This window comes from Rufibacter sp. DG15C (genome assembly GCF_001577755.1).
Taxonomy (GTDB): Bacteria; Bacteroidota; Bacteroidia; order Cytophagales; family Hymenobacteraceae; genus Nibribacter.
Genome location: NZ_CP010776.1, coordinates 1,300,138 through 1,324,726, shown reverse-complemented (window position 1 = coordinate 1,324,726; position 24,589 = coordinate 1,300,138). Strand labels below are relative to the sequence as shown.

Below are 24,589 nucleotides of genomic sequence, written 5' to 3'. Positions count from 1 at the left end.
GTTTTCATGAAAACCATCCCAGGGGTTTAATTTGCCCGAATGCAAGAATGAATTACTTTTGAGTTACTTTTCAGCAAAAGTCTTCACAGCATGGATTCTTTCGATAAAATCATCCGCCGCTTGCGAAAAGCGCAGAAGTTGACCCAGGCGGAACTGGCAAAAGAGGCAGGGCTAACTCCAAACCAATTAAGTAGATTGGAGGCGGGCGAGGCTTTACCCAAGGAGATTGACCTATTCCGGTTAGCTGAGGTTTTGGATACTGACTTGGAGGACCTGAAAAGACAGTATTTCAGTGATAAAATCTCCAAAGAAATGCACAGGAACGGGTGTTCCTTGGAAACATTTGATTTGGCCAGGGAGAAACTTCTCCGTATACGGAACTTCATCTAATCTACTAAGTGGAATTTTGACGCTGTTACAAAGCAGATTATTATAAGTAAGTGACTTAAAGAGGGAAGGGAATTTATTCTTTCGATTTCAAGTGTATAAAATTAGTTAAAATGTCACGAAAGCAAAGGAAGTCTAATCCTAAGATAGCTTTATTGATCCTGTACTATGTCTTGGCAGCCTTACTCCTCGCCGTTGCGGTCTTCCGTATATGGCACTTTTACTCATCCCACACAAAATAAACTCCTGAGACCATTTAATGGGCATTAAGCGTTTTTCTACGGCAGTAATCAAAGAAGGCTGAAATCATCTTTATCTCGGCCAACGTTCCATTACATGGATCCGGGAAACCACAAGACCTTTCTAACTGAAGCATGTTGTAAAGGTAAAAGCATTTCAAACCGACCATTGATAGTTTTTTGTTGCAACTGGCTGATTATACTATACCCACTTACACCTTAAATTTTATACCTAGGGCAACATTTGCGGAACGTTTTAGGATAAACACAGTATAAGCAAAAGTCTCCCTCAGAGTTTATTAACACTGAATGTTTTATTTGAGAAAGCATACCGTATTTTTGCCCCAATGAAGTGGACCAACCTTCTTCTTGCTGTCTTCATGACCTTTGTGGCCTGTATGCCGTGCAGCGACACGTATGGTTACTCTGAAACGGCGGTTAAGGCTTCTATGGCCTCGGCACCCACTGAAAACCATCAGGGGTCGGCTGACCTATGCACACCGCTCTGCATCTGCAGCTGCTGTGCGGGTTTCTCCCAGCCGATCCCAGCCCCACTTCAAATAGAGGCGAAGGCTGTCTTCCACAGGACGCCCCTTCTTTCCAGTTATCAGGAACGGCACCTGACCGTCCATGCCTCCATCTGGCAGCCCCCCAAAGTTTAAGCCTAATATGTTGACCGCTGGGAATAGGTGAAGCACCTGCTCCCGGCCATTTTCGCCTGGATTCATAGAGATCCCAGGCTGTCTATTTATTGGCTTAAACATAGTTTCATGATTGACAATCTGATAGCTTTTTCCATCCGGAACAAGCTGATCATCGGGCTATTTACCCTTGCCCTGGTGGTCTGGGGGCTTTTCTCCCTGAGTCGGCTTCCCATCGACGCCGTTCCGGACATCACCAACAACCAAGTGCAGATCATCACGACCTCACCCACCCTGGCGGCGCAGGAGGTCGAGCAGTTCATCACCTACCCCATAGAGATTGAGATGGCCAACGTGCCGGATCTGGTGGAGGTCCGCTCCATCTCCCGGTTCGGCCTTTCGGTGGTCACCGTGGTCTTTGAGGATGACGTGGACGTCTACCTTGCCCGCCAGATAGTGGGTGAGAAGCTCAAAAGCGCCCAGGAGCAGCTCCCTAACGGGCTGGGCACCCCTGAGATGGGCCCCGTCTCAACCGGTTTGGGCGAGATTTACCAGTATGTGCTGCACACCACCCCCAACTCCCCTAAGAAATACACACCCACGGAACTAAGGACGCTCCAGGACTGGATCGTGAAGAGGCAGTTGGCCGGCACGCCCGGGGTGGCAGAGGTCAGCAGCTTCGGCGGGATGTTGAAGCAGTACCAGGTTTCGGTGGACCCGGAGAGGCTCCGGGCGTTCGACCTTTCCATCTCGGATATCTTCGGGGCGCTGGAGAAAAACAACCAGAACACCGGTGGGGCCTTTATAGAGAAGGGACCGAACGCTTATTTCATACGGGGCATCGGCCTGCTGACGAACTTTGAGGACATCAGGCAGATTATTGTCAGGAACACAGACGGAGTCCCGTTGCTGATCCGGGACGTCGCCACCGTGGAGGAGGGAAGCGCCGTCCGTTACGGCGCTTTGACCCGAAACGGCGAGGGGGAGGTGGTAGGCGGCATCGTCATGATGCTCAAAGGCCAGAACTCCGCGCAAGTGATTGAACAGGTGAAGGCGAAGGTGGAGGGAATCCAGAAGACCCTGCCACCGGGGGTGGTACTGGAACCGTTCCTGGACCGCACCCGGCTGGTGGACCGCGCAATCAACACCGTCAGCACAAACCTCATAGAAGGGGGGCTTATCGTGGTATTCGTGCTGGTGCTCCTGTTGGGCAACCTGCGGGCCGGCCTGGTGGTTGCCTCGGTTATTCCCCTGGCCATGCTTTTCGCCGTTTCCATGATGCAACTCTTCGGCGTGTCGGGGAACCTGATGAGCCTGGGGGCGATCGATTTCGGTTTGATCGTGGACGGCGCGGTCATCATCGTGGAGAGTATCGTGCACCGGATAGGGACCAACCGGAAATTCGCAGACATTGACCGGCTCAACCAAGGGCAGATGGATGATATTGTCCTGGATGCCACCGTCAAAATCCGCCAGTCGGCCGCTTTCGGGGAGATCATCATCCTCATCGTCTACCTGCCCATACTGGCGCTGGTGGGAATCGAGGGTAAGATGTTCAGGCCGATGGCCCAGACCGTGGGGTTTGCCATCCTGGGCGCCCTGATCCTTTCCCTGACCTACGTGCCTATGGCCTCAGCCCTCTTCCTGAGCAAGAAAACCAAGCATAAAGTTAACTTCGCCGACAGGATAATGGGCAGGCTGGAAGTGTCTTACAGGAAGCTCTTAGAGAAGGCGTTTAAGGTACGGGGCCTTTTGGTGGTGGTGACCCTTGGGCTGTTTCTTTTCACACTCCTATTATTCTCCAGAATGGGAGGTGAGTTCATTCCTACGCTCGACGAGGGGGATTTTGCCATTGAGTCCTCTATCAGTTCTGGCTCCTCGCTGACCCAGAGCGTCAAGACATTCTCCCAGGCGGAGAAAATCCTGCTCACGCAATTCCCAGAGGTAAAGGAGGTGGTCAGCAAAATCGGGTCCTCAGAAATACCGACGGACCCCATGCCCGTGGAAGCGGCCGATATGACCGTTATCCTGAAGGATCGTGACGAGTGGGAGTCCGCCGACAGCAGGGAGGAGCTTATGGAGAAGATGGAAGAGGCGCTTTCCATCATTCCCGGTCTGAACGCAGAGTTCTCACAGCCTATTCAGTTGAGAAGCAACGAGCTGATGACCGGGGTGAAACAGGACATCGCGGTGAAGATCTACGGTGAGGACTTGGACGTTTTGGCCCAGAAAGCCGAGGAGGCGGCAAACCTTATCCGTCCAATAGCAGGGGTGGGGGATCTGAAAGTAGAGCAGACCAAGGGTTTGCCGCAGATCCTGGTGAAATACAACCGGGGCCAGATGGCCCAGATGGGATTGAACATAGAGGACGTGAACCAAGCTCTCCGCTCCGGTTTCGCCGGCGGCGAGGCTGGGGTTATCTTTGAGGGTGAGAAGCGGTTTGACCTGGTGGTTCGATTGGGCCTGGCGAACCGGCAGAATTTCTCTGACGTGGAGAACCTGCTCATCAACCTTCCTTCAGGAGCCCAGATTCCGCTTAGACAGGTGGCTCAGGTAACGCTGGAGCAAGGGCCAAGCCAAATATCGAGGGATGACACCAAACGCCGCATCACCATCGGCATCAATGCCCGGGAGCGTGACGTGGAGAACTTGGTCAATGAAATACAGTCAACATTAGAAGCCAAGTTTAAACTACCCGTAGGCTACTATATAAGCTACGGAGGACAGTTTGAGAACCTGCAGGCGGCTGAGGCGCGTCTTTCGGTGGCGGTGCCACTGTCACTGGCGATTATCCTGATACTGTTGTTTCTCACCTTCGGCTCCTTCAGGCAGAGCCTGCTCATCTTCACGGCCATTCCCCTGGCGGCCATAGGCGGGGTGTTCGCCCTGCTGTTGCGGGGCATGCCCTTCAGTATCTCCGCCGGTATCGGGTTCATCGCCCTTTTTGGGGTGGCGGTATTGAATGGGATCGTTCTGATCGGGTATTTCAATCAGTTGAAAAAGGAGGGATGGGATGACCCATATGCCCGCATCATGGAAGGGACGAAGGTGCGGCTGCGGCCGGTGATCATGACGGCGGCGGTCGCCTCCCTGGGATTCCTTCCCATGGCGCTTTCCGGCTCGGCCGGAGCCGAGGTGCAGAAACCGTTGGCCACCGTGGTGATCGGGGGCCTTATCACCTCCACACTGCTTACCCTTTTCCTGCTACCAATCCTTTACAGTTTCGTAGAAAAAATGAAAAAGCCAGGTCTACCCTCTAGTTTGGGTGGTAAAACACTGTTATTACTGTGCACTCTATTATTTGGAGGCGGTATTTTTTCTGCCAACGCCCAAACTACCCCTTCCATTGGAGGCACCACCACGGTGAACCAAGTGGTAGATCTAGCCCTTCGGAATAGTCCCGCAGTGAGGGCAGGCGCTTTGGCAGTTGAACGGCAGCAGGCGCTGCGTAATACAGGTTTTGATCTGCCCAAAACAGCCGTCACTGGCGGTTTTGGGCAGATGAACAGTGCCGCCAACGACAACTCACTGACGCTATCACAGGGCTTTTCCCTACCAGGGGTCTACCGAAGCCAGGCCCGACTGGCGGCGCAACAGGTCCTTAGCGCTGAGATGCAATTGAAACAGACCAGACGGGCGGTGGTACGGGATGTTAAACTGACCTTCAGTGATTGGGCCATCCTCACCCAAAGGCAGGTTTACCTGGCCTCGCAGGACACACTTGCCCGGCAGTTCGCCAGGGCCGCAGACGTGCGCTACCGCACCGGGGAGGCCAACTACCTGGAGAAGATCGCCGCCGAGGCCCAGGCCATGGAGGCGCGTACCGCCCTGGAGGCAACTCAAGCTGAAATAATAACTGTACGACAGCGGTTGGCACGTTTCCTATTCATTGATGACACGCTTCAAATCCAGCCAGAGCTGAGGCCGATAGAAGTCATTCTCCCCTCAGATACCTCGTGGGTAAGCCGCCATCCAGAGATAGGTTTTTTCCAAAATGAGGTAGCCCTAAGCGAGGCCCAGACTAGGGTAGAAAAAAACCGGCTGCTGCCTGAGTTTTCCATCGGGGTGACGAGCCAGACCATCCAGGGATTCCAGAACACCTCCGGCACGGAACAGTACTTCGGGCCGAGCAGGCGTTTCCAATCGGTGGAGGCGGGGGTGGGTATCCCTCTCGTTTCCCGAGCACAAAGGGCTCGAGTGCAGGCTTCGGCTCTGCAGACCCAGGTTGCAAACGCCCAACTTCAGAATCAGCGTTTGGTTTTGGAGACAGAGTTCCAGCGACTGAGCCAGGAATATAACCGCCATCGGCAAATGCTCCGGTACTATGAGGAGAAGGCCCTTCCCCAGGCAAACCTACTCATTGAATATGCGACCAAGGGCTTCCGGGCAGGGGAGACGGAGTATACTGAATATATCCAGAACATCGCCCAGGCCCAGCGGATCAGGCTGCAGTACCTGGACACGCTGTCACAGTTCAACCAAGCCGCAATTCAGCTTGAATATCACTTAAAGGACAATTAGAAATGTATAGATATATCAGATCAACCACTACCCTATTGCTGCTGGCCCTTTGCATTGGCGGCAGTGCCTGTCAGAAGGAAGCGAAACCGGCAGAAGAGCCTGAGGAAGCCCATGCCGAAGGCGGGGCAGAAGAGGCCGTTGGGCTCACCCAAGCGCAAATGAACGCGGTAGGCATCCAATTAGGAAAGTTAGAGAACCGCCCGCTGAAAAGCGGGATACAGGCCAACGGAATGCTGGACCTGCCCCCTCAGAACAAAGCCACCATCTCTAGCCTGACGGAGGGGATTGTGCGGGAGATTTTCGTCACCCAAGGCCAGTTCGTAAAGAAAGGACAGCGGCTGGTGAGCCTGGAGCACCCCAGTATCATCCAGTTGCAGGAAGAGTATCTGCAGGCCCGCAGCGCCCTGAACTATGCGCAGAAGGATTATGAGCGGCAGAAAGAACTGTTGCGGGAGAACGTCATTGCCGCCAAGAAATATCAACTTGCAGAGGCCGAATACCGAGCCAGACAAACAGAAGTAGCGTCTTTGGCCAGTCGTCTTAGTCAGATGGGCATCGCGCCCAGTCGGGTTAGGGTAGGATCACTTATCCGTTCAATCGCCGTAATATCGCCTATGCACGGCTATGTGCACCAGATCAAGGTAAACATCGGGGCTTTGGTGGAACCGGCCAGGGAATTGTTCCAAGTGGTGGACAACCACCATATCCAGATCGAACTGCAGGTTTTTGAAAAGGACATCACCCAAGTCAAGAACGGGCAGAAAGTTCTCTTCTCCCTGACCTCCAATCCCTCCAAGACATATGAAGCCACCATCTTCTCCGTGGGCAAGTCCTTCGAGAACGATACCAAATCAGTGGGGGTGCACGCCCAAATCGAGGATAACCAAGAGGCCAATCTGCTTCCCGGCATGTTTGTGAGCGGCCGCATCCTGACCACTGAAGAGGCAGTGCCGGCCCTTCCGGATGAGGCCATCATCACCGAGGGGGAGTTAAAGTTTGTCTTTATTGCCACGCGCGCCACCCACCCACCAGAGTCTAAAGCTGAAAGCGCAGAGGAAGGACACGAGGGAGAGCTCGCCCCGGACTGGGTCTTTACCAAGATTGGGGTTCAGACGGGGGCCTCAGATGCCGGCTACACGGAAGTGAAGCTCCTGGAACCTCTACCGTCCGGCGCGCAACTTGTCACGAAAGGAGCCTACTACGTCGCGGCGCAGGCCAACAAAGGAGAGGGCGGACATGACGAGTAAGGTATAGGGAAGTCTAAATCTACAGGTAATTGGTATGGTCCACGTTCTGCTGGATAGTTTTTTGATCAGCCTGATCCACGCCCTGATCCCCAGCCACTGGATGGCCCTGGTGGCCATAGGGCGCTCAGAGGGTTGGCCGCTGGCCACCACGCTCCGGGCCACCCTTTTGGCGGGCCTGGCCCACATCACGGGCACCCTCCTGTTGGGCGGCCTGGTCGGGTACCTCGGGATTAGGCTGTCGGAGAAGTTCACGTCCTTTGCCCAGAACTTCACCCCCTTGGGCCTGGTCCTGATAGGCATCTTTCTGCTGGGGATAGCCTACTCCCATTCCGACCGGGTACCGGGGGACCTGCCACCCGGCAGGAAAGCGCCCTCCGTCCGTAGCTGGTTCGCCACCATGACGGTGGCCCTGTTTTTTTCGCCCTGTTTTGAGATAAGCTCCTATTTCCTGACAGCCGCCACCCACGGGTGGCGGGGAATCCTCCTGGTGGCGATGGTTTTCGTTTTTGTGACGCTACCGTTGATGCTGGGGCTAGTCGCGTTGGGTTACCGGGGCATCGGCCGCCTCAAAGGAGTGGTGCTGGAGAGACACGGGCACGCTATCATGGGTGGCGTGCTGATCGTCTTGGGATTGGCCACCTTTTTTTATGAATAGATAACCTATAATCGAACTCACATGTCACAGGAATTTTCCAGCGGCGAAGACCGCAAATCAACTTATAATACAGTTCCCCCAACGACCCAGATTATACCAATGGAGGAAGACAGAGACCCCAAAGCAGTCAATCATGACAGCGTAGAAAAACACAGTGACCATGACGGCCATGACCATGGAGGGGAGGAATCCTCAGGGTGGAGAAGCCATTGGGCGCTTCTGCTGTCCCTGGCCGTCCTGGTGGCTATGCTCACGTTGGAATACGGCTTCGGCTATGTCCCATCCGCTCCGCTGGGCCTTGCCATTTACGGCGTCGCCTACCTGCTTGCGGGCTATAAAGTGCTGGACCTCGCCTTCCGCAAGGCTATTCGCTTCGACTTCTTCAATGAGTTCTTCCTGATGAGCGTTGCCACCTTGGGTGCCTTTGCCATCGGATCCTACAGTGAGGGTGTGGCCGTCATGGTGTTCTACTCCATAGGGGAGTGGTTTCAGGACGCTGCTGTGAACCGTGCGAAGCGCAGTATAAAGGCATTGCTGGATATCCGCCCCGATGAGGTTTCTGTCATCAGGAACGGAACTGCCATAGTGGTCGACCCCAAAGAGGTGCAGCTAGGGGAGACCATCCAGATGAAATCCGGGGAGAAAGTGGCCTTGGACGGCGACCTGCTCTCGGACAAAGCATCCTTCAACACCGCCGCCCTGACCGGTGAGAGCAAGCCCGACACAAAGGCGAGGGGAGAGAAAGTATACGCCGGGATGATCAACCTCAATACCGTGACCGAGGTCCAAGTAACTTCCCTGTTCCAGGACAGCAAGCTGAGCAGGATCTTGGAGATGGTACAGGATGCGACGGCCAGGAAGTCGCAGACCCAGCTCTTCATCTCCCGTTTCGCCAAAGTCTACACACCCATCGTCTTCTTTCTGGCCTTGGCCGTGTGCGCGTTGCCATATTTTATCATGGATGACTATAACTTCAATGTCTGGTTTTACCGCGCGCTCGTCTTCCTGGTGATAAGCTGCCCCTGCGCGCTGGTGGTATCCATTCCCCTGGGCTATTTCGGGGGAATCGGGCTGGCCTCACGGAACGGGATACTTTTCAAGGGGTCCAACTTCCTGGATGTGATGACCAGGGTAAACGCGGTGGTGATGGACAAGACAGGAACTTTGACGCACGGTGTTTTCAAGGTGCAGCAGGTGGTGGCCCACGGCCTGGAGGAGAAAGAGCTTATCAGTCTGACAGCCGCCATCGAGACCCAGTCCACTCACCCGATCGCCAAAGCCATAGCCGAATTCGCTGGGACCCAAGACAGCCAGGCGCCCAAAATCGAGCAGGTGGAGGAGATATCGGGCCACGGGCTCAAAGGCACGATTGATGGGAAGCAGGTCCTGGCGGGAAACACCAAACTCCTGAAGAAATTCAACATACCCTACCCAGCGGAGATCGAGGGCATCGTCAACACCATTGTGTTGGTGGCGGTGAATGGGCAGTACGCCGGGTATATCACCATTGCCGATGAGATAAAGGAGGACGCAGCGCAGGCCATCAGGGAGCTGCATGCCTTGGGCATCCAGACCGTGATGCTCTCCGGTGACAAACAGACGGTGGTGGATGAGGTGGCCAAGAAACTGGGCATTGACACTGCGTTCGGGAACCTCCTGCCGGAGGATAAAGTGGCCAAGGTGCAGGCGTTGAAGGACCAGGGCAGGCACATCGCCTTTGTGGGTGACGGCGTGAACGACGCGCCGGTGGTGGCCCTGGCTGATGCCGGGATCGCTATGGGGGGGCTGGGCAGTGATGCCACCATAGAGACCGCCGATGTGGTGATCCAGAACGATCAGCCGTCCAAGATCGTGTCAGCCATAAAGGTGGGGAAGATAACCCGCAGTATCGTCTGGCAGAACATCATCCTGGCGATGACTGTCAAGGTAATCGTGCTGGCCCTGGGTGCCGGGGGAATCGCCACCCTGTGGGAGGCCGTTATCGCCGATGTGGGCGTCGCCCTGCTAGCCATCTTGAATGCGGTGCGGATACAGCGCATGAAAGTATAGGATATCCAAAACATCTGTTTAGAATTTTAAGCCTTTCTGTACAGGGTCAAGGAGTCTATCAAGATTTTGTCATGGGATAATGGCTGTCGTTACTGTTTGGAGCGGCAGCCATTCTTGCGCTGATTCGAATAGAAACAACTTAAACAGAAAGGCGCCTAGGAATAGCATAGCCTTAACCAGATACATATTATTTATGGGTAAGACTATCTATGCTTTAGCAGGTGTTTTACCATACTAAAGCTTTTGACCTTGCAGAATAGCCCTGCTCTCATTGTGGAATATGTCCTAACAATGAAACTTACCAGCTAATAGACCATTAAAATGCTGATTACAAATAAAATCCCATTCGGCTTGCTGCTTAGCAAGATTAAGTTTGAGCTTGTCGCAATAATAGCCTATTCATCCGCAGTTGGCATCCTGGACCATCATTCTTATTTAGAGGAAACCATTGTCCCCTTGACAATCCCTACACTCTTAGGCACTTCTCTCTCTCTGCTGCTAGCTTTTAGAATCAATCAATCATACGACCGTTGGTGGGAGGCAAGGATTATATGGGGAGCGATTGTAAATGACTCAAGGTCCCTCATTAGACAGGTGAAGACCTTTGTAAGTGATCCTCAGGATGAGACCGCCATCTCTTTTGCCAGAAGACAGGCAGCCTGGTGCCATGCGCTTGGTGAAAGCCTAAGAAGACTCCCCCACTCGGCAAAGGTTAAAGAGTACTCAAGTGACTTTGAGCATCAATCGAACATTCCCAACGCCCTACTACTTAAACATTCTGAGGAAGTGAGGCAGCTTTATCAAACAGGATGGATCAACCCATTCCAGCAAATCCAAATAGACAGTACCATTACCAGACTTGTTGAGTCTATGGGAAAATGCGAACGGATAAAGAATACAATATTCCCGGGTAATTACAGCACACTGCTTCATTTCCTGATTCTGATTTTCGTCACTTTGCTACCCCTCGGCTTGACAGACTATTCTATCCTTATGGAGGTAGCCCTTACAACTCTCTTCGCAGGGATTTTCTTTTTGATTGAGAAAACCGCCATTTTCATGCAGGACCCCTTTGAGAATATGCCCACTGATACCCCAATGACTACGCTGGCTAACAACATAGAGGTTAACCTGATGCAAATGGTGTCTTGCCCGCCTCCCACCCTTACACCGCCTACCAGTTACTACCAGCTATAGCGTTGGCAAGGCTTGGGTTCCTTCATACTCTACAAGGTAGTATAAACTCTTAACGCTTTATTTGACATGGATAAATTTGATGTTACGATTATAGGCTCTGGCCCAGGTGGCTATGTGGCGGCTATACGCTGTGCCCAGCTTGGTTTCAAAACAGCCTTGGTCGAAAAGTATGACACCTTGGGCGGCACCTGCCTGAATGTGGGCTGTATCCCCTCTAAGGCCGTCCTGGACAGCTCTGAGCATTTTTATAATGCCAAGCATAAATTCCAAAGCCACGGCATCAGATTGGAAAACCTGCAACTGGATTTCCCGCAGATGCTAGCCCACAAAGATGACGTGGTGCAGAATACCGTGGCTGGGGTTGACTTCCTGATGAGGAAAAACAAGATAGAGGTAATCCAGGGCGTGGCCACCCTGCTGAGCCCAGGAAGCATCGGCGTCCATGGTACTGACGGAGTCTCCACTACCATTGAGACTAAGTATACTATCTTGGCCACAGGTTCAAAGCCCGGTTCTCTGCCCGATATTGTAATAGACAAGAAGAGAATCATCTCCTCGACCGAGGCGCTTGTCTTACCCGAAATCCCCAAACATCTTATTGTTATAGGGGGTGGGGTGATTGGCATGGAGATTGGGTCCGTGTATGCCCGCATTGGATCAAAGGTCAGCGTGATGGAATACACAGATGCCATCATCCCTAGCATGGACAGAACTATGGGCAAAGAGCTCCAAAAGTCACTGAAGAAGCTGGGCATGGACTTCTATCTCAGCCATAAGGTCACCGGTGCCCAAAGTACGGACGTAGGGGTGACCGTGACGGCCGAGGATACTGCCGGCAAAGTGACTGCTCTGGAAGGCGACTATTGCCTGATGGCCGTGGGCCGGAAGCCCTATACTGAGGGTTTGGGACTGGAAAATGTGGGTATAAAAACCGATAAAGGCGGGCGGATTGAGGTAAATGAGTTTTTGGAGACCAGTGTGCCCGGTATCTATGCGATTGGCGATGTGGTCAAGGGGGCAATGCTTGCGCACAAGGCCTCAGAGGAAGGGGTGTTTGTAGCCGAAGTCCTGGCCGGGCAAAAACCGCACATGGACTACATGCTCATCCCAGGCATCGTCTACACCTGGCCCGAAGTGGCCAGCGTAGGGTATACTGAAGAACAGCTAAAAGCCAGTGGAAGAGCATACCGCACGGGGTCTTTCCCATTCCGGGCCAATGCCCGCGCCCGGATGAACGATGACCTGGAGGGCCAGATAAAAGTGCTGGCCGATGACCAGACCGACGAAATCCTGGGCATTCACATGATCGGCCCTCGGGTAAGTGACATCATTGGGGAAGCGGTAACAGCCATGAGCTACCGAGCCTCGGCAGAGGATATATCCCGGATGTCCCATGGGCACCCCACCTTTTATGAATCTCTTAAAGAGGCTTGCCTTGCCGTGGCTAACCGCGCCATTCATATTTGATACGTATTGAAAATTTAAACCGAAAAACGTATAAATAACAGGTTTATAGTCGTGGTGCTTTCATGGTTAGAGGATGATCCACACATCTCAAAACTAATGAAAGCACCACTTTTGTTTTATTATAATAGCCTCATGTTTTTAGCATAGCCCTGCAAGAGTTGGACCTCCGTCGTGAGGATGAACTATCCCACTTTTATCAACTTAATATCAAAGGTGCGTTTCCTGCTCTTGGTAGTCCGGAGTTTCTAATTGAATAGTAGTATGGCTAATCTTAAAGGACTTCTTAACTTGATCGTCGATGGATTTTAATACTTCATTAGCCGCCGCTGTTTCCTGCAGAACCACATGTGCACTCATAGCATTCACGCCGGAAGTCAGCGACCAGACATGCAAGTCATGCACATCGGCTACCCCTGGCAACTTTACCATTGCTTCGCGCAAGGAGCCCAGGTTGACATCGGCCGGAGTTCCCTCCAGTAAAATGCTGACTGCGTCTTTCAGGAGAATCCAAGTGCGGGGTAGTATGAACAATCCAATTCCGGCAGATAGGATAGGATCAGCATAGTACCATCCGGTGGTCCACATTATCACCCCGGCTACAATGACGCCTATTGAAGTCAGCATGTCTGAGAGAACCTCAAAGTAGGCACCTTTCATGTTCAAGCTGTCATTGGAGCCTTTCCTGAGGATATACATGCCCACCAGATTAATCACCAGTCCTATGCTGGCAATGACCAGCATAGACTTGCTTTCCACTTCGGGTGGGTTCCTGAAGCGTAGGTATGCCTCATACAAAATGTAGAGCGAGATGCCAATCAATATCACCGCATTGGCCAAAGCCGCCAGGATTTCGGCCCGGTAGTACCCGAACGTTTTCTCCGGTGTTGCTTTACGCTCGGCTAGCTTTATGGCAATCAAGGCGAAAGCCAGGCCTCCCACATCCGTTAGCATGTGGCCGGCATCCGCCAGCAAGGCCAGGCTCTTGGTCCAGATACCGCCGATGACTTCAGCAATTAAGTATAGTAAGGTAAGACCCAAAACCCATTTTAGACGGGATTTATTCTGACTACCTGGGGAAACTGCGTGGCCTTTCGACATAGACGGAAGAAGATTCAATTTATAGCGTTGGCGGTGCCCTATATAAAATAAAGCACCGCCACCTCTCCCTGTTCCAGGGGAGTAGGTCAAAAGCGCAAGGATATTGGGTTTATTTCTGGGTTATCTGCTCATGATGCGCATGACAGGCCTCAGCGCATTCTCGGCAAGCCTGTGCACACCGTTGGCAATGCTCATCCTGGTGCTTGCCGCATTCCTCAGCGCACAGGCGACAGATTTCTTCGCACAAGACCAGGTACTGATGGCCGATTGCCGATTGGCTTTGCAACAGCGCTATGGCGTGGCGGCAAGAGTCTGCGCAAGCCCGGTCCAACTGGGCACACTGGGCCATCATCCCCCCCTCAGAAAGGCAATGGGAAAAGCACATCTCGCAGGTGCTGGCACAGGCTAATAATTTTTCGATGAGTTGCTGATGGTTGTGGTTTTCCATAGTTTTTAGAGCAATTAGAATAGTATGTAAATGATACGTCGGCAGGCGGTGTAGGTTTTTCCTAAGTCCTGGCTTGTGTCAGCCTTGATTTTTAAGCGAATAGCTCTCCTTTCCTTCTAGACGCTTAGGCATTCACCCGCTACCTTCTTACTAGGATGGATAGACTGGTCAAATTCCAATAGAGTTGTAGCAGAGCTTACCCTATTGACCTGACGGATAATTTCTGCAATGGAACAATCATTATGCGCTTGGATGTTCTACCGATAGCAAACAGAACCTGCCATGACAAGAAAAACCAGCATTAAATACTTTTCATTTTTCCTCTCTGCTGTGGTAATTGCCTTCTGCACGGGATTCGCCTTTCTACAGGTGACGACTCCTTCTGGCGAACCATTAAAAGTATCCGAGACGGAGCAGGCTAATAACCCAATTAAGCCCCTTCTCTCTGCGGACCAGGTGTTTGGCCAATATATTGAAAACACCTATGCGGCGGCAGGTTTGGCGGATCAGGGCCTTTCCCTTGAGACGTTTCGGAAAGCCGTGACAGGCTATCACAACTTGATGTCAGCAAATAGGTTATCTTCGGAAAAATCCCTGATCACAATTGTGGACTTCAACCAATCCAGCAGAAACCGGCGTTTATGGGTTATTGACTTGTCCACCAACCAAGTAGTCTATAACACATGGGTGGCACATGGGCAGGGCAGTGGATTGGAATATGCCTCGACTTTCTCCAATACCGTGAATTCCTTCCAGAGCAGCCTTGGCTTTTACTTGACTGAGGACACTTATATGGGTAAAAACGGCTACTCCCTGAAACTTCAAGGTTTGGATGCCGGCTTTAATACCAATGCCCTAGACCGTTCTGTGGTGGTCCATGGGGCTCCTTATGCTTCCGAAGGCTTTATAAAAGCTACTGGCCGGCTTGGCCGGAGCCAGGGATGCCCTGCGCTTCCTACGGAACTCAACAAGCCAATCATCAATACTATCAAAGGCCGTACCTTGCTGTTTGTGGACGGCCCCTCTGACAGCTACTCTTCTGCTTACCTGGACAGCGGTCAGGCCGCAACATGCTTCGTTAATGATGAGGCGGGTAAAAACCATATCAATGCATAGAACAATATATTTTGAAATAAGCGTGCTACGATTCAGCTAAATAGTATTCGGCTCGAACTTCTAGAAAAGCTTATTATTTTTTGATTACCTAGAAATTCTTTGTTTTTGGCAATATGGATCCTGCAACTTCACTGGGCCTAAATGCTTGATAGGACCGGGAATTCCTTGCTAACGCACTGCCTATCAGCCTGCTGATGCCAGAGCACTGTCACGGTCCAGCCCTAAATACCCTCTCATCTTTTACGTAGGAACCCGCTGGTTTTCAGGTCGTATACATGCCCAATGGGCATCTGGCATAGATAGCTCTTATCCACTGACACCATTTCCATAGAACATGAAAATAAACCTATTGAATAATAAGTGTGCAGTGCTGGCTTTCGGGATATCCCTGTCCCTCTTCGCATGCAGCGGGAACACTGAGAAAGCGGAATCGACATCCGCCGCCCAAACAGAGGAACACTCCGGTTCGGGGCATGGCATGCCGGCCTCCGGGTCCAACAGGATGATGGATCTCATGCATGGGAACATGGCGGCCATGCAGAAGATGGAGATGACGGGGGACCTTGACCATGACTTCGCCAGGATGATGGCCATCCACCACGCAGGGGCCCTCTCCATGGCCCAGGAGCAGGCCGATAACGGGCAAGACACGATGCTGGTAAACATGGCTAGGAAAACCCTGGCCTCCCAAAAAGAGGAACAGGACAAGCTTCATAAATTTGTGGACAGCCACAAGCCCGTGTCCGGGGACAAGGCGGGGTCCATGAGACTACTGGGCTCAATGGAGTCTTCTATGGCGGGTATGGAGCATGCCAAAGGAGGGACTACTGACCACGATTTCGCTGCCCTGATGGGAATACACCACCAGAGCGGCATTGACATGGCGAAAGCATACCTGCCGGGCGCGAAGTCACCGGAGCTGAGGGCGATGGCGCAGAAAATCATAGTCGACCAGCAAAGGGAAAAGCAACAGATGGACACCTGGCTGGAAGAGAACAAGCAATAGAAGGCTGGCCTCTAAACCTCGTCTGTTTGAAAAAGGAGAGCCTCATGCAGAAGCTCTCCTTTTTTGTCTAATCAAGTCCGATAGCGGGTTTTATGTAAACTAAGAATGCCAATAGCTTCCCTTATTTTACATAAGACCCGTTATGAGAATGGGTAAATTTTGCCAACAATAGCAACTCATATTAATTATCCATACTTATAATGCCTGAGTTGTATAACTTTTGACAAAGATTATATAACAGTGTATGACAGAATTGTTTATACTTTTGTGAAAAGAAGCTGACTAGATTGACAACCCTTCCAGGTAGTCAACGTTTTGGCACTGATACTTATCCAGCCGAATGACCTTACTGCAGAGATTCATACACCTAAGTCTGGTCGTCGCCATCTCAATGGCAACGATGGGGTTCCGCGTGGCCGGGTCTCAGTGCGCTGGGGGCAACAGTGTTGAGGTAGGCTTTTTCGCAGAGCCAAGCTGCTGCTGCAAAAAGGGTTCGAAAGGCCCGATGAAGTCTTGTGATGATTTCTCCTGTGTGATGCCCCGCGGGGCAATGGCCCAGAATAATTTCAACTCTCCCACCCAACAGATTGCCCAGGCAGCGAATGACCCGGCGGGCTTTCCAAGCTTTGCCGCAGCCATCCGTCCGGTCATCCTGGAATCCATCCCCCACGTTACCCTGCCCCCGCCCATCTCCGGGCGAGACATCGGCATCCTGTATCAGACTTTCCTTATTTGACTTCCTTTCTTTTTAGAAGCCGCGCCTAACCTTTCCATAGGGCTGCCTTCTATCTGTAAATTTCGATTCAGCGATCTAGACCAGAGCGATTGGCTTCCTTTGTCCAATATGCAATCTGGCGTTTAAAGGCGTTGCTTTTATCCTTGCCTCTAAGGTGCAATGCTGTCCTGGTTCCGGAATTTACCGCCTTGCCTTATCAACCTTTCCAGATAGAGTCCCTTCAGTTTAGAATAACTGAGGCTGGCCCCTGTCTTTGTTTGTTGTTTGCACGGCCCGCAGGGGTCCTGTAGGCTGAGTCCGTGTTTTTTAAATCTCCAACCATTCCATTTTATGAAAACTCTGAAAGTAACCATTGCAATGGCCTTCTTCGGCTTGACCTTGTTCTCATCATGCGACAGCTCCGGAACCGAGCAGAAAACAGCCGAGGGGACGACCTCAGAGGTACAGGTGGCGGGCGTTACCTACACCTGCCCTATGCACCCGGAAGTGGTGAGCGATGTGAAGGGAAAATGCCCTAAGTGCGGCATGTTCCTGGAAGAGGTGAAACCAGGCGAAAAGCTGGATTCTGCCGCTGCCGCCCAACAGCACCATGAGGGCGAAGAGCAACACTAATGGCTAATGGCTTCTCGGTTAAACCGCAAGGTGAGACCAAAGCGCTTATGCCGTTTTTGGGGTGTTTTCTGTAAAACACCCCAAAAACGCAAAACCGTCAATGCCAAATAACTTATCTATTTTATGATTGGCAAATTAATTTCCTTTTCCCTCCGCAACCGGATGATTGTGCTGCTCATTGCGGCAGGCATGTTCGGTTGGGGAGCTTATTCAGTCACCACCAGTAAGGTAGACGCCATCCCTGACCTCTCAGAGAACCAGGTGATTGTGTTCACAGAGTGGATGGGCCGCAGCCCGCAGATCATAGAGGACCAGGTGACCTACCCGCTGGTAACTAACCTACAGGGAATGCCCCAGGTCAAGTATGTGCGGGGCGTCTCCATGTTCGGGATGAGCTTCATTTACATCATCTTTGATGATAAAACAGATATCTACTGGGCGCGGGAACGGGTGCTGGAGCGGCTTAACTACGCTAACCGCCTTCTCCCAGAGGGGGCAATCCCTACCCTTGGTCCAGACGGTACCGGTGTGGGGCACATTCTCTGGTACACCCTGGACGCCTCAGGAATGGACCTAGGCGAGCAGCGGGCGGTACAGGACTGGTATGTGAAGTTCGCGTTGCAGAATGTGCCGGGCGTGAGTGAGATCGCCTCCTTCGGTGGTTTTCAGAAGCAGTACCAGATCACCGTTGACCCTACCAAGCTCACTTATTTCAACCTGTCAGTACCGCAGGTGATGGCCGCCGTGCGGGCCAATAATAATGAGAGCGGTGGCCGCAAGTTTGAGATGAGCGACATCGGCTACATCATCAAGACAACGGGCTATCTGCAGTCTATGGAAGAGATAGAAAGCATTCCCATCACCACCCAAAATACCATACCCGTGAGTGTGCGTGACGTGGCCACCGTTCAGATGACGGGGGAAAGCCGCCTGGGTATTTTCGACTTAAATGGCGAGGGTGAGGCTGTGGGCGGTATTGTGGTGATGCGCTACGGTGAGAATGCCGAAGAGGTGATCAGGAACGTAAAAGCCAAGATGGAAGAGGTCTCAGCGGGTCTGCCGAAGGGGGTCAAGTTCAACATCGTCTATGACCGCAGCGGGCTCATCAATGAATCTGTGGATTCTATCAAAACTACATTGATAGAAGAGATGCTGGTGGCCTCTGCCATTGTGTTCTTGTTCCTTTTCCATTGGCGCAGTGCCTTGATCATCATCATCCAGCTGCCGCTTTCCATTGCCATCGGCTTTATTCTGTTGAATGCCTTTGACATCACCTCCAACATTATGTCTCTGACTGGGATCGCCCTGTCTATCGGGGTGATTGTAGACGATGCCATTGTGATGGTAGAAAACGCATATCGGCACCTAGCCGATGCCCAAATAGAAGAAGAGAACCATGGATAATAAGAAACGACTGTCCATCATAGAGAAAGCCTCCAAGCAGGTAGGCCCCAGTGTGTTTTGGAGCACCATCATCATTATTACCTCCTTCTTGCCGGTGTTCCTTTTGACCGGGCAGGAGGGACGCCTTTTCAGCCCATTGGCCTGGACCAAGACATTTATCCTCATTGTAGATGCCTTTGTGGCCATCACAGTGACTCCTGTGCTGCTGTCACTCCTACTCAAAGGCAAGTTCAAGCCCGAGAGCGCCAACCCCGTTAACCGCGCCTTGGAACGGGTGTATTCACCAATTCTGCGCTGGTGCCTTAAATGGCGCAAAACCACCATTGGAGTAAATATTCTGGCTTTGGTGGTGAGTATTCCCATGCTGCTGAGTCTGGGGTCTGAGTTCATGCCGCCTCTGGATGAGAGTTCCATCCTGTTCATGCCGGTGACCCTGCCAGACATCTCCAACGCCGAGGCCAAGCGCGTTCTGCAGGTGCAGGACAAGATCATTAAATCTACGCCGGAGGTGGAGCAGGTGTTGGGCAAGGCAGGCCGGGCCAGCACCGCTACTGACAACTCGCCCATCAGCATGATTGAGACCATCATCCTGCTGAAGCCTCAGTCAGAGTGGCGGGAGGGGATGACCAAGGCGAAGATCATCGCCGAGCTGGACCAGAAACTGCAGATCCCCGGGGTCATCAACGGCTGGACCCAGCCCATCATCAACCGCATCAACATGCTGGCCACCGGCATTAGGACGGACGTGGGCGTGAAGGTGTACGGCCAGAGCTTGGACTCTATCGCCGTGGTGTCAGAGAAAGTGCGTAATGCATTGCAACAGGTAGAAGGAGTGAAAGACCTGTACATTGAGCCGGTGACCGGAGGCCGTTACCTTGAGATTCAGACCAGGCGCGAGGATCTGGGACGCTACGGCCTTTCCGTCAATGATGTGAACAGTGTGGTGGAGTCTGCCCTCGGTGGGGCCAGCATCGGCAATACCATTGAAGGACGGCGGCGATTCTCCATCAACGTGCGTTTGGCGCAGGAGTATCGCAATAGTCTGGACCGGATACGCCGCATCCCCATCCAGTCAAGTACCAGCGGAACGGTGCCGCTTTCAGCGGTGGCTGATGTGAAATTTGTGGACGGACCGCCTATGATTGCCTCAGAGAATGCCCAACTCCGGGGCGCTGTGCTATTCAATGTACGTGACCGCGATTTAGGCAGCACGGTGCAAGAGGCCATCAAAACCATTAACCAAGAAGTAACGGGAATACCCAATGGCTATCATTTGGAGTGGAGCGGCCAGTGGGAAAACCAGATCAGGGCGAACAAGACCCTAAAGATTATCATCCCGCTGGTGGTGCTCATCATTTTTTTTATTCTGTATTTCTCCTTCAAGTCTTTCAAAGAGGCGCTGCTCAACCTGGTCACCATCCCATTCGCTCTGGTGGGCGGGGTGTTCATTGTGTACTTCTACGGCATCAATCTGTCCGTGGCAGTAGCGGTGGGATTCATCGCCCTGTTTGGGATGGCCGTAGAGACCGGTATGCTCATGGTGGTGTACTTGAATGAGGCCATGAACGAACTGGTGGCCAAAAAGGGCAACTCCAGTGAGACTATCACCAAGCAGGATATAAGGGAGTATGTGTTCCAGGGGGCGGCCAAGCGCCTCCGGCCCAAGATAATGACGGTTTCTGTGTCGCTCTTTGGCCTGATTCCCATTCTGTGGGCTACCGGGGTAGGTACTGATGTGATGTTACCCATCGTGTTACCGCTTATCGGCGGGGTCTTCACTTCTTCCATACATATCCTGCTGGTAACCCCCGTGGTGTTTGAGATGACCAAGGAATATGAACTCAAGAAACACGGCAAACTAGAGATTTATGATGTCAAGCATTAAGTTATACATAGGCGCTTTGTTGGTTTTGCTGAGCACTTCTGCCCAGGCCCAAACCCCGGTGCTCTCCTTGGACACAGTCCTTAACCGGATTAGCCAGAACAATGGCATGCTCCAGGAGATTGAATTCAGGGCGAAGGCGCAAAATGCCATGGCCAAGGGAGCCAGGAGCCAGATGGCACCCATGGTGGGCGCCGGGGTCTTCATGTACCCGTACCCAGGCCAGATGAAAATGGAGGAAGATGACGCCATGTACATGACGGCCGTGGAGCAGGACATTACCAACCCTGCCAAACTGAAAGCCCGTGAGAAGTACCAGTTGTCCAGAGCTGCCATTGAAGAGGCCGGCCGCGACATGACTTTTAATCAATTAAGGGCGCAGGCCAAAACCGCCTATTACCAGTGGGTGGTGCTGGAAAAGAAGAAGGCCGTGTTGGCCGAGAGTCAGCGCATCATGCAGTTCATGCTCAAGCTGGGCAAGGTGCGTTATCCTTATAACCAAAGCTCGCTGGGCAGTATTTACAAAGCTGAAGGCCGGGTAGGCGAGGTGGAGAACATGCTCACCATGACCAACAGTGAGATTGAGATGAAGAACATCCAGTTGAACATGCTCATGAACCTGCCTCCTGAGAACAGGTTTAAGGTAGACACCACCGTGCAAGCACCTGTGCTGATCGTGCTCCCAGATACGGCTTCCCTGAGTGCCGCCCGCAGTGACGTGCGCCAAATAGACCGTACCATAGAGTCCATGCAGTTGAACCTGCGTCTGGAGAACATCCAGCGCAAACCGGATTTCGGGATACGGTTTGAGAACATGATGCCGCGTGACAGGATGATGCCCCAGTCGTTCACCCTCATGGGCATGGTCTCTATTCCCATCGCTCCCTGGTCCTCTAAAATGTACAAGGCTAATGCCACCGCCATGAATCTTGAAATACAGGGCATGCGGAAGGGAAGGGAGGCGCTGGTGAACGAAGCTCAAAACATGGTGGCCAGCATGGCCCTTGAGCTACAGGCAAAGCGAACGCAGGTGCAGAATTATGAGAAGAAGATCATCCCGGCCCTGCGCCGCAACTATGAAACTACGCTCCTTAGTTATGAGCAGAACACAGGCCAGTTGCCTTTGGTGATTGATGCCTGGGAAGCCCTGAACATGGCCCAGATGGAATACCTCAACAACCTGGAGCAACTCTACCTAATCGGTGTGAACTATGAGAAAGAACTGGAAAAATAGGCTGCTTGCGTTTATCCTCCTGCTGTTGCCCTTCTCCTTTACAGCCTGCCAGGACAAGGCCGAAAAAGGAGAGGAGGCGCATGCCATGGAGTACACCTGCCCCATGCACCCCCAGGTTGTGCAGGACAAGCCCGGTTCCTGCCCCATCTGCGGCATGGACCTGGTGGCCAAGCAACCCGCAGACGCACCTGCCGTGGCCGTGCCTGCAGACTTAAATTATCTATTGCAACCAGCCAACCAGACCGTGGTTTCCTCTGTGCAGACCACGCGCCCCGTGCAGAAGCCGCTGGAGCAGGAAATCACCATGTCTGGGGTGGTGACCTATGACACCCGTCGGCAGTACATAATCCCAGCCCGGTTCGCAGGGCGGATAGAGAAACTGTACGTGCAGTTCAACTACCAGCCAGTGCGCAAAGGCCAGAAGTTGTATGACATCTACAGTCCGGAACTGGTCACTGCGCAGAAGGAACTCCTTTACCTACTCAAGAATGACCCTGGCAATACATCCCTCATAGCCGGCGCGCGCCAAAAAATACGTCTTCTGGGTGCCACAGAGGGACAGATAAATCAGCTTGCACGCACGGGGAGAGAGTCCTATACCTTCTCAGTCTTTAGCCCTTACTCGGGGTATGTGTTGGATCCGTCGGTGACGGCAACCCCAACAGTAGCGCCAGCCGCCGCCTCTGCCGCAGGCGGTAGCGATGACGGTATGGGCGGCATGGGCGGTTCTAGCGGCGGTGCTTCAGGCACTATAACCACACCCGCCTCGGCCCCCCAAGGATTCGCCATTCGGGAAGGCATGTACGTGACCACGGGGCAGGCACTGCTAAAAGTAATTGACGCCTCCCAGGTTTGGGCGCAGTTCAACGTGGCCAGCAATGTGGCGGGCCAATTAAAGAAGGGGACTCCCATCAATATTTCCTTTAACCAGGTGGAGGGTAAGACCCTGCAGTCCTCTGTGCAATTGGTGGAGCCGGTGTATGAGGCGGGGGAGAACTTCGCGCAGGTCAGGGCCTTGCTTCCGGCGAAGGGGAATCCGGTTCTAATCGGCCAGGTCATCACCGGGAAAGTAACCTATAGCACTGGCTCCGCCCTTTGGGTTCCTAAAGATGCCGTGTTGGACCTTGGGGGCCAGTCGGTAGCATTCCTGAAAATGGACGGAGTGTTCAAACCCATTGGTGTGCGCGTGGGGCAGCGGTCAGGCGGTCAGGTAGAGATTGTGTCAGGGCTGAAAGCCAGTGACGTGATAGCGGCCAACGCACAGTTCCTGGTGGACAGTGAGAGTTTTATTAGGGTAGCAGACACAAGCAGATGAGACATATAAAAAACCTATTCACCTTTTTACTGGCAACGCTCTTTCTGATGGCCTGCGCCAAGACCGACGAGCATGCCCACGCAACGGAAGACGCCAGCTACACCTGCCCCATGCACCCCCAAATTGTGGAAGGCGAGCCTGGTTCTTGTCCCATTTGTGGCATGGACCTGGTTTTGGTCCAGAAACAGAAAAAGGAGCCAGAAACGGCCAGTGCCTTTACCTGCCCAATGCACCCACAGATAGTGGAGGACAAAGCCGGCTCATGCCCCATCTGCGGGATGGACCTGGTACCCGTGAAAAAACAAAGCGGCAAAGGTGAAGAAGTCAGTATCATGCTGAGCGGAAGTCAGATCCAACTGGGCAACATCACCACGCAAGCCGTCCGGCAGGGACAGGTGGGAAGTAGCACGGTGCTTACGGGCAGGCTGGTGGTGGACCAGACGCAGGCCGACCTTATCAGCAGCCGGGCCGCTGGCCGCATAGAGAGACTGTATGTGAAAGAAACCGGTCAGCCCATCCGTAAGGGGCAACCCCTCTATGACTTATACAGTGAGACCCTTCTCACATTGGAACAGGAATACCTGCTGGCCTTGGACCAGGTGAAGGCGTTTCCAGGTGAGAGGCAGTTTGCCTCCATTTTGGATGCGGCCAAAAGAAAGCTTCTCTTAACCGGGCTTACCAACGCCCAGGTCAATCGGATCGCCCGCACGCGAAAGTTGGACGCGCGTATCACCTTTGTCGCCCCGTCCGCCGGCACGGTCACAGAGATAGCTTCCGCCGAAGGTATTTATGTGGCTGAGGGAAGCCCGCTGTACAGGATCACCCGCTTCAGCTCCATCTGGGTAGAGGCGGAACTTTATGCGCAGGAGGCAGACCAGGTGAAGGTGGGAACGCCCGTTGAAGTCTCTGTCCCCGGAAATGCGGCACCTATCAAAACTAGAATCTCCTTTATCAACCCAGAGTTCAGGCAAAACAGCCAGGTGGTGGTTGCACGGGCCCCGATCCCCAATCCGCAGGGACGGTTGATTCCAGGCACGCAGGCCACCATGACCCTCGGGGCTCCCGTGAAGCAGGCTATGACCCTGCCGCTGGATGCCGTGATCCGGGATTCCAAAGGTGCGCATGTCTGGGTGAAGATTGGGGAGAATACCTTCAGCCCCAGAAGAGTGGAGCTAGGGGAGGAAAGCGCCAACCGGGTTGCCATTTCCAGTGGGCTACAACCCAGAGACACCGTGGTTGTGACGGGCGCCTATCTGCTGTACAGCGAATATGTACTAAAGCAGGGAGCAGACCCGATGGCGGGACATAACCACTAGTTACAGTGCAGTTCTTTGG

The 24,589-nt window shown here is 52.9% G+C and carries 18 protein-coding genes; 16 read left to right on the top strand and 2 right to left on the bottom strand.

Going from position 1 to position 24,589, the window contains the following annotated elements; genetic code table 11:
• The first annotated feature begins 90 nt into the window (after positions 1 to 90).
• The 7 genes from TH61_RS18480 (at position 91) to lpdA (ending at position 12,403) form a co-directional block, all read left to right on the top strand.
• On the top strand, positions 91 to 390 hold the full coding sequence (locus TH61_RS18480; protein ID WP_066506922.1) for a helix-turn-helix domain-containing protein: 300 nt from the start codon (positions 91 to 93) through the stop codon (positions 388 to 390).
• A gap of 1,006 nt (positions 391 to 1,396) precedes the next feature.
• Positions 1,397 to 5,788: a CusA/CzcA family heavy metal efflux RND transporter gene (locus tag TH61_RS05490; protein WP_066506916.1), complete on the top strand. Its 4,392-nt coding sequence runs from the start codon at positions 1,397 to 1,399 to the stop codon at positions 5,786 to 5,788.
• Positions 5,789 to 5,790: 2 nt separating this feature from the next.
• Positions 5,791 to 7,035: an efflux RND transporter periplasmic adaptor subunit gene (locus TH61_RS05485; RefSeq protein WP_071887792.1), complete on the top strand. Its 1,245-nt coding sequence runs from the start codon at positions 5,791 to 5,793 to the stop codon at positions 7,033 to 7,035.
• A 34-nt stretch (positions 7,036 to 7,069) separates the two neighbouring features.
• Positions 7,070 to 7,690: a hypothetical protein gene (locus tag TH61_RS05480; RefSeq protein WP_066506910.1), complete on the top strand. Its 621-nt coding sequence runs from the start codon at positions 7,070 to 7,072 to the stop codon at positions 7,688 to 7,690.
• Between the two features lie 99 nt (positions 7,691 to 7,789).
• Positions 7,790 to 9,739: a heavy metal translocating P-type ATPase gene (locus TH61_RS05475; protein ID WP_066506909.1), complete on the top strand. Its 1,950-nt coding sequence runs from the start codon at positions 7,790 to 7,792 to the stop codon at positions 9,737 to 9,739.
• Between the two features lie 321 nt (positions 9,740 to 10,060).
• Entirely contained in the window at positions 10,061 to 10,936 is an 876-nt protein-coding gene (locus TH61_RS05470) for a bestrophin family protein (protein WP_066506907.1), read from the top strand.
• 66 nt (positions 10,937 to 11,002) lie between these two features.
• Positions 11,003 to 12,403: a dihydrolipoyl dehydrogenase gene (gene lpdA / locus TH61_RS05465; protein WP_066506904.1), complete on the top strand. Its 1,401-nt coding sequence runs from the start codon at positions 11,003 to 11,005 to the stop codon at positions 12,401 to 12,403.
• Between the two features lie 207 nt (positions 12,404 to 12,610).
• Here lpdA and TH61_RS05460 read toward each other — a convergent pair whose 3' ends face one another.
• Both TH61_RS05460 and TH61_RS17795 read right to left on the bottom strand, forming a co-directional pair.
• A complete protein-coding gene (locus TH61_RS05460) occupies positions 12,611 to 13,441 on the bottom strand; it encodes a cation diffusion facilitator family transporter (protein ID WP_231862308.1) in 831 nt (276 codons plus the stop codon).
• Positions 13,442 to 13,610: 169 nt separating this feature from the next.
• Positions 13,611 to 13,850: a four-helix bundle copper-binding protein gene (locus tag TH61_RS17795; protein WP_231862338.1), complete on the bottom strand. Its 240-nt coding sequence runs from the start codon at positions 13,848 to 13,850 to the stop codon at positions 13,611 to 13,613.
• A 381-nt stretch (positions 13,851 to 14,231) separates the two neighbouring features.
• On the opposite strand from TH61_RS17795, the gene TH61_RS05450 reads away from it, so the two are divergent.
• The 9 genes from TH61_RS05450 (at position 14,232) to TH61_RS05405 (ending at position 24,570) form a co-directional block, all read left to right on the top strand.
• Positions 14,232 to 15,065 carry a murein L,D-transpeptidase catalytic domain family protein gene (locus tag TH61_RS05450; RefSeq protein WP_066506896.1) on the top strand — a complete coding sequence of 278 codons (834 nt, stop codon included), beginning with the start codon at positions 14,232 to 14,234 and terminating at the stop codon, positions 15,063 to 15,065.
• A 334-nt stretch (positions 15,066 to 15,399) separates the two neighbouring features.
• Positions 15,400 to 16,071 carry a DUF305 domain-containing protein gene (locus TH61_RS05445; protein WP_066506893.1) on the top strand — a complete coding sequence of 224 codons (672 nt, stop codon included), beginning with the start codon at positions 15,400 to 15,402 and terminating at the stop codon, positions 16,069 to 16,071.
• Positions 16,072 to 16,606: 535 nt separating this feature from the next.
• Positions 16,607 to 16,807 carry a hypothetical protein gene (locus TH61_RS18090; protein ID WP_157600564.1) on the top strand — a complete coding sequence of 67 codons (201 nt, stop codon included), beginning with the start codon at positions 16,607 to 16,609 and terminating at the stop codon, positions 16,805 to 16,807.
• A gap of 330 nt (positions 16,808 to 17,137) precedes the next feature.
• Positions 17,138 to 17,419 (top strand): heavy metal-binding domain-containing protein, encoded by a 282-nt coding sequence (locus tag TH61_RS05430; RefSeq protein WP_071887790.1) that lies wholly within the window; start codon positions 17,138 to 17,140, stop codon positions 17,417 to 17,419.
• Positions 17,420 to 17,542: 123 nt separating this feature from the next.
• Positions 17,543 to 18,823, top strand: a complete 1,281-nt coding sequence (locus tag TH61_RS05425) for an efflux RND transporter permease subunit (protein ID WP_066506881.1) — start codon at positions 17,543 to 17,545, stop codon at positions 18,821 to 18,823.
• A complete protein-coding gene (locus TH61_RS05420) occupies positions 18,816 to 20,708 on the top strand; it encodes an efflux RND transporter permease subunit (RefSeq protein WP_066506880.1) in 1,893 nt (630 codons plus the stop codon). Before TH61_RS05425 ends, TH61_RS05420 begins: the two co-directional genes overlap by 8 nt.
• Positions 20,692 to 21,939 carry a TolC family protein gene (locus TH61_RS05415; RefSeq protein WP_066506878.1) on the top strand — a complete coding sequence of 416 codons (1,248 nt, stop codon included), beginning with the start codon at positions 20,692 to 20,694 and terminating at the stop codon, positions 21,937 to 21,939. The genes TH61_RS05420 and TH61_RS05415 overlap by 17 nt, the downstream gene beginning before the upstream one ends.
• Positions 21,917 to 23,254 (top strand): efflux RND transporter periplasmic adaptor subunit, encoded by a 1,338-nt coding sequence (locus tag TH61_RS05410; RefSeq protein WP_066506877.1) that lies wholly within the window; start codon positions 21,917 to 21,919, stop codon positions 23,252 to 23,254. The genes TH61_RS05415 and TH61_RS05410 overlap by 23 nt, the downstream gene beginning before the upstream one ends.
• Positions 23,251 to 24,570 carry an efflux RND transporter periplasmic adaptor subunit gene (locus TH61_RS05405; RefSeq protein ID WP_066506873.1) on the top strand — a complete coding sequence of 440 codons (1,320 nt, stop codon included), beginning with the start codon at positions 23,251 to 23,253 and terminating at the stop codon, positions 24,568 to 24,570. The genes TH61_RS05410 and TH61_RS05405 overlap by 4 nt, the downstream gene beginning before the upstream one ends.
• The last annotated feature ends 19 nt before the right edge of the window (positions 24,571 to 24,589 follow it).

What these genes read in the sequence shown, in the direction of transcription:
- lpdA (WP_066506904.1), top strand. Translation starts at nt 11,003, where the DNA reads ATGGATAAATTTGATGTTACGATTATAGGCTCTGGCCCAGGTGGCTAT.
- TH61_RS05405 (WP_066506873.1), top strand. Translation starts at nt 23,251, where the DNA reads ATGAGACATATAAAAAACCTATTCACCTTTTTACTGGCAACGCTCTTT.
- TH61_RS05480 (WP_066506910.1), top strand. Translation starts at nt 7,070, where the DNA reads ATGGTCCACGTTCTGCTGGATAGTTTTTTGATCAGCCTGATCCACGCC.
- TH61_RS05475 (WP_066506909.1), top strand. Translation starts at nt 7,790, where the DNA reads ATGGAGGAAGACAGAGACCCCAAAGCAGTCAATCATGACAGCGTAGAA.
- TH61_RS05410 (WP_066506877.1), top strand. Translation starts at nt 21,917, where the DNA reads ATGAGAAAGAACTGGAAAAATAGGCTGCTTGCGTTTATCCTCCTGCTG.
- TH61_RS05430 (WP_071887790.1), top strand. Translation starts at nt 17,138, where the DNA reads ATGAAAACTCTGAAAGTAACCATTGCAATGGCCTTCTTCGGCTTGACC.
- TH61_RS17795 (WP_231862338.1), bottom strand. Translation starts at nt 13,850, where the DNA reads ATGGCCCAGTGTGCCCAGTTGGACCGGGCTTGCGCAGACTCTTGCCGC.
- TH61_RS05450 (WP_066506896.1), top strand. Translation starts at nt 14,232, where the DNA reads ATGACAAGAAAAACCAGCATTAAATACTTTTCATTTTTCCTCTCTGCT.
- TH61_RS05415 (WP_066506878.1), top strand. Translation starts at nt 20,692, where the DNA reads ATGATGTCAAGCATTAAGTTATACATAGGCGCTTTGTTGGTTTTGCTG.
- TH61_RS18090 (WP_157600564.1), top strand. Translation starts at nt 16,607, where the DNA reads ATGCCCCGCGGGGCAATGGCCCAGAATAATTTCAACTCTCCCACCCAA.
- TH61_RS05425 (WP_066506881.1), top strand. Translation starts at nt 17,543, where the DNA reads ATGATTGGCAAATTAATTTCCTTTTCCCTCCGCAACCGGATGATTGTG.
- TH61_RS05485 (WP_071887792.1), top strand. Translation starts at nt 5,791, where the DNA reads ATGTATAGATATATCAGATCAACCACTACCCTATTGCTGCTGGCCCTT.
- TH61_RS05490 (WP_066506916.1), top strand. Translation starts at nt 1,397, where the DNA reads ATGATTGACAATCTGATAGCTTTTTCCATCCGGAACAAGCTGATCATC.
- TH61_RS18480 (WP_066506922.1), top strand. Translation starts at nt 91, where the DNA reads ATGGATTCTTTCGATAAAATCATCCGCCGCTTGCGAAAAGCGCAGAAG.
- TH61_RS05470 (WP_066506907.1), top strand. Translation starts at nt 10,061, where the DNA reads ATGCTGATTACAAATAAAATCCCATTCGGCTTGCTGCTTAGCAAGATT.
- TH61_RS05420 (WP_066506880.1), top strand. Translation starts at nt 18,816, where the DNA reads ATGGATAATAAGAAACGACTGTCCATCATAGAGAAAGCCTCCAAGCAG.
- TH61_RS05445 (WP_066506893.1), top strand. Translation starts at nt 15,400, where the DNA reads ATGAAAATAAACCTATTGAATAATAAGTGTGCAGTGCTGGCTTTCGGG.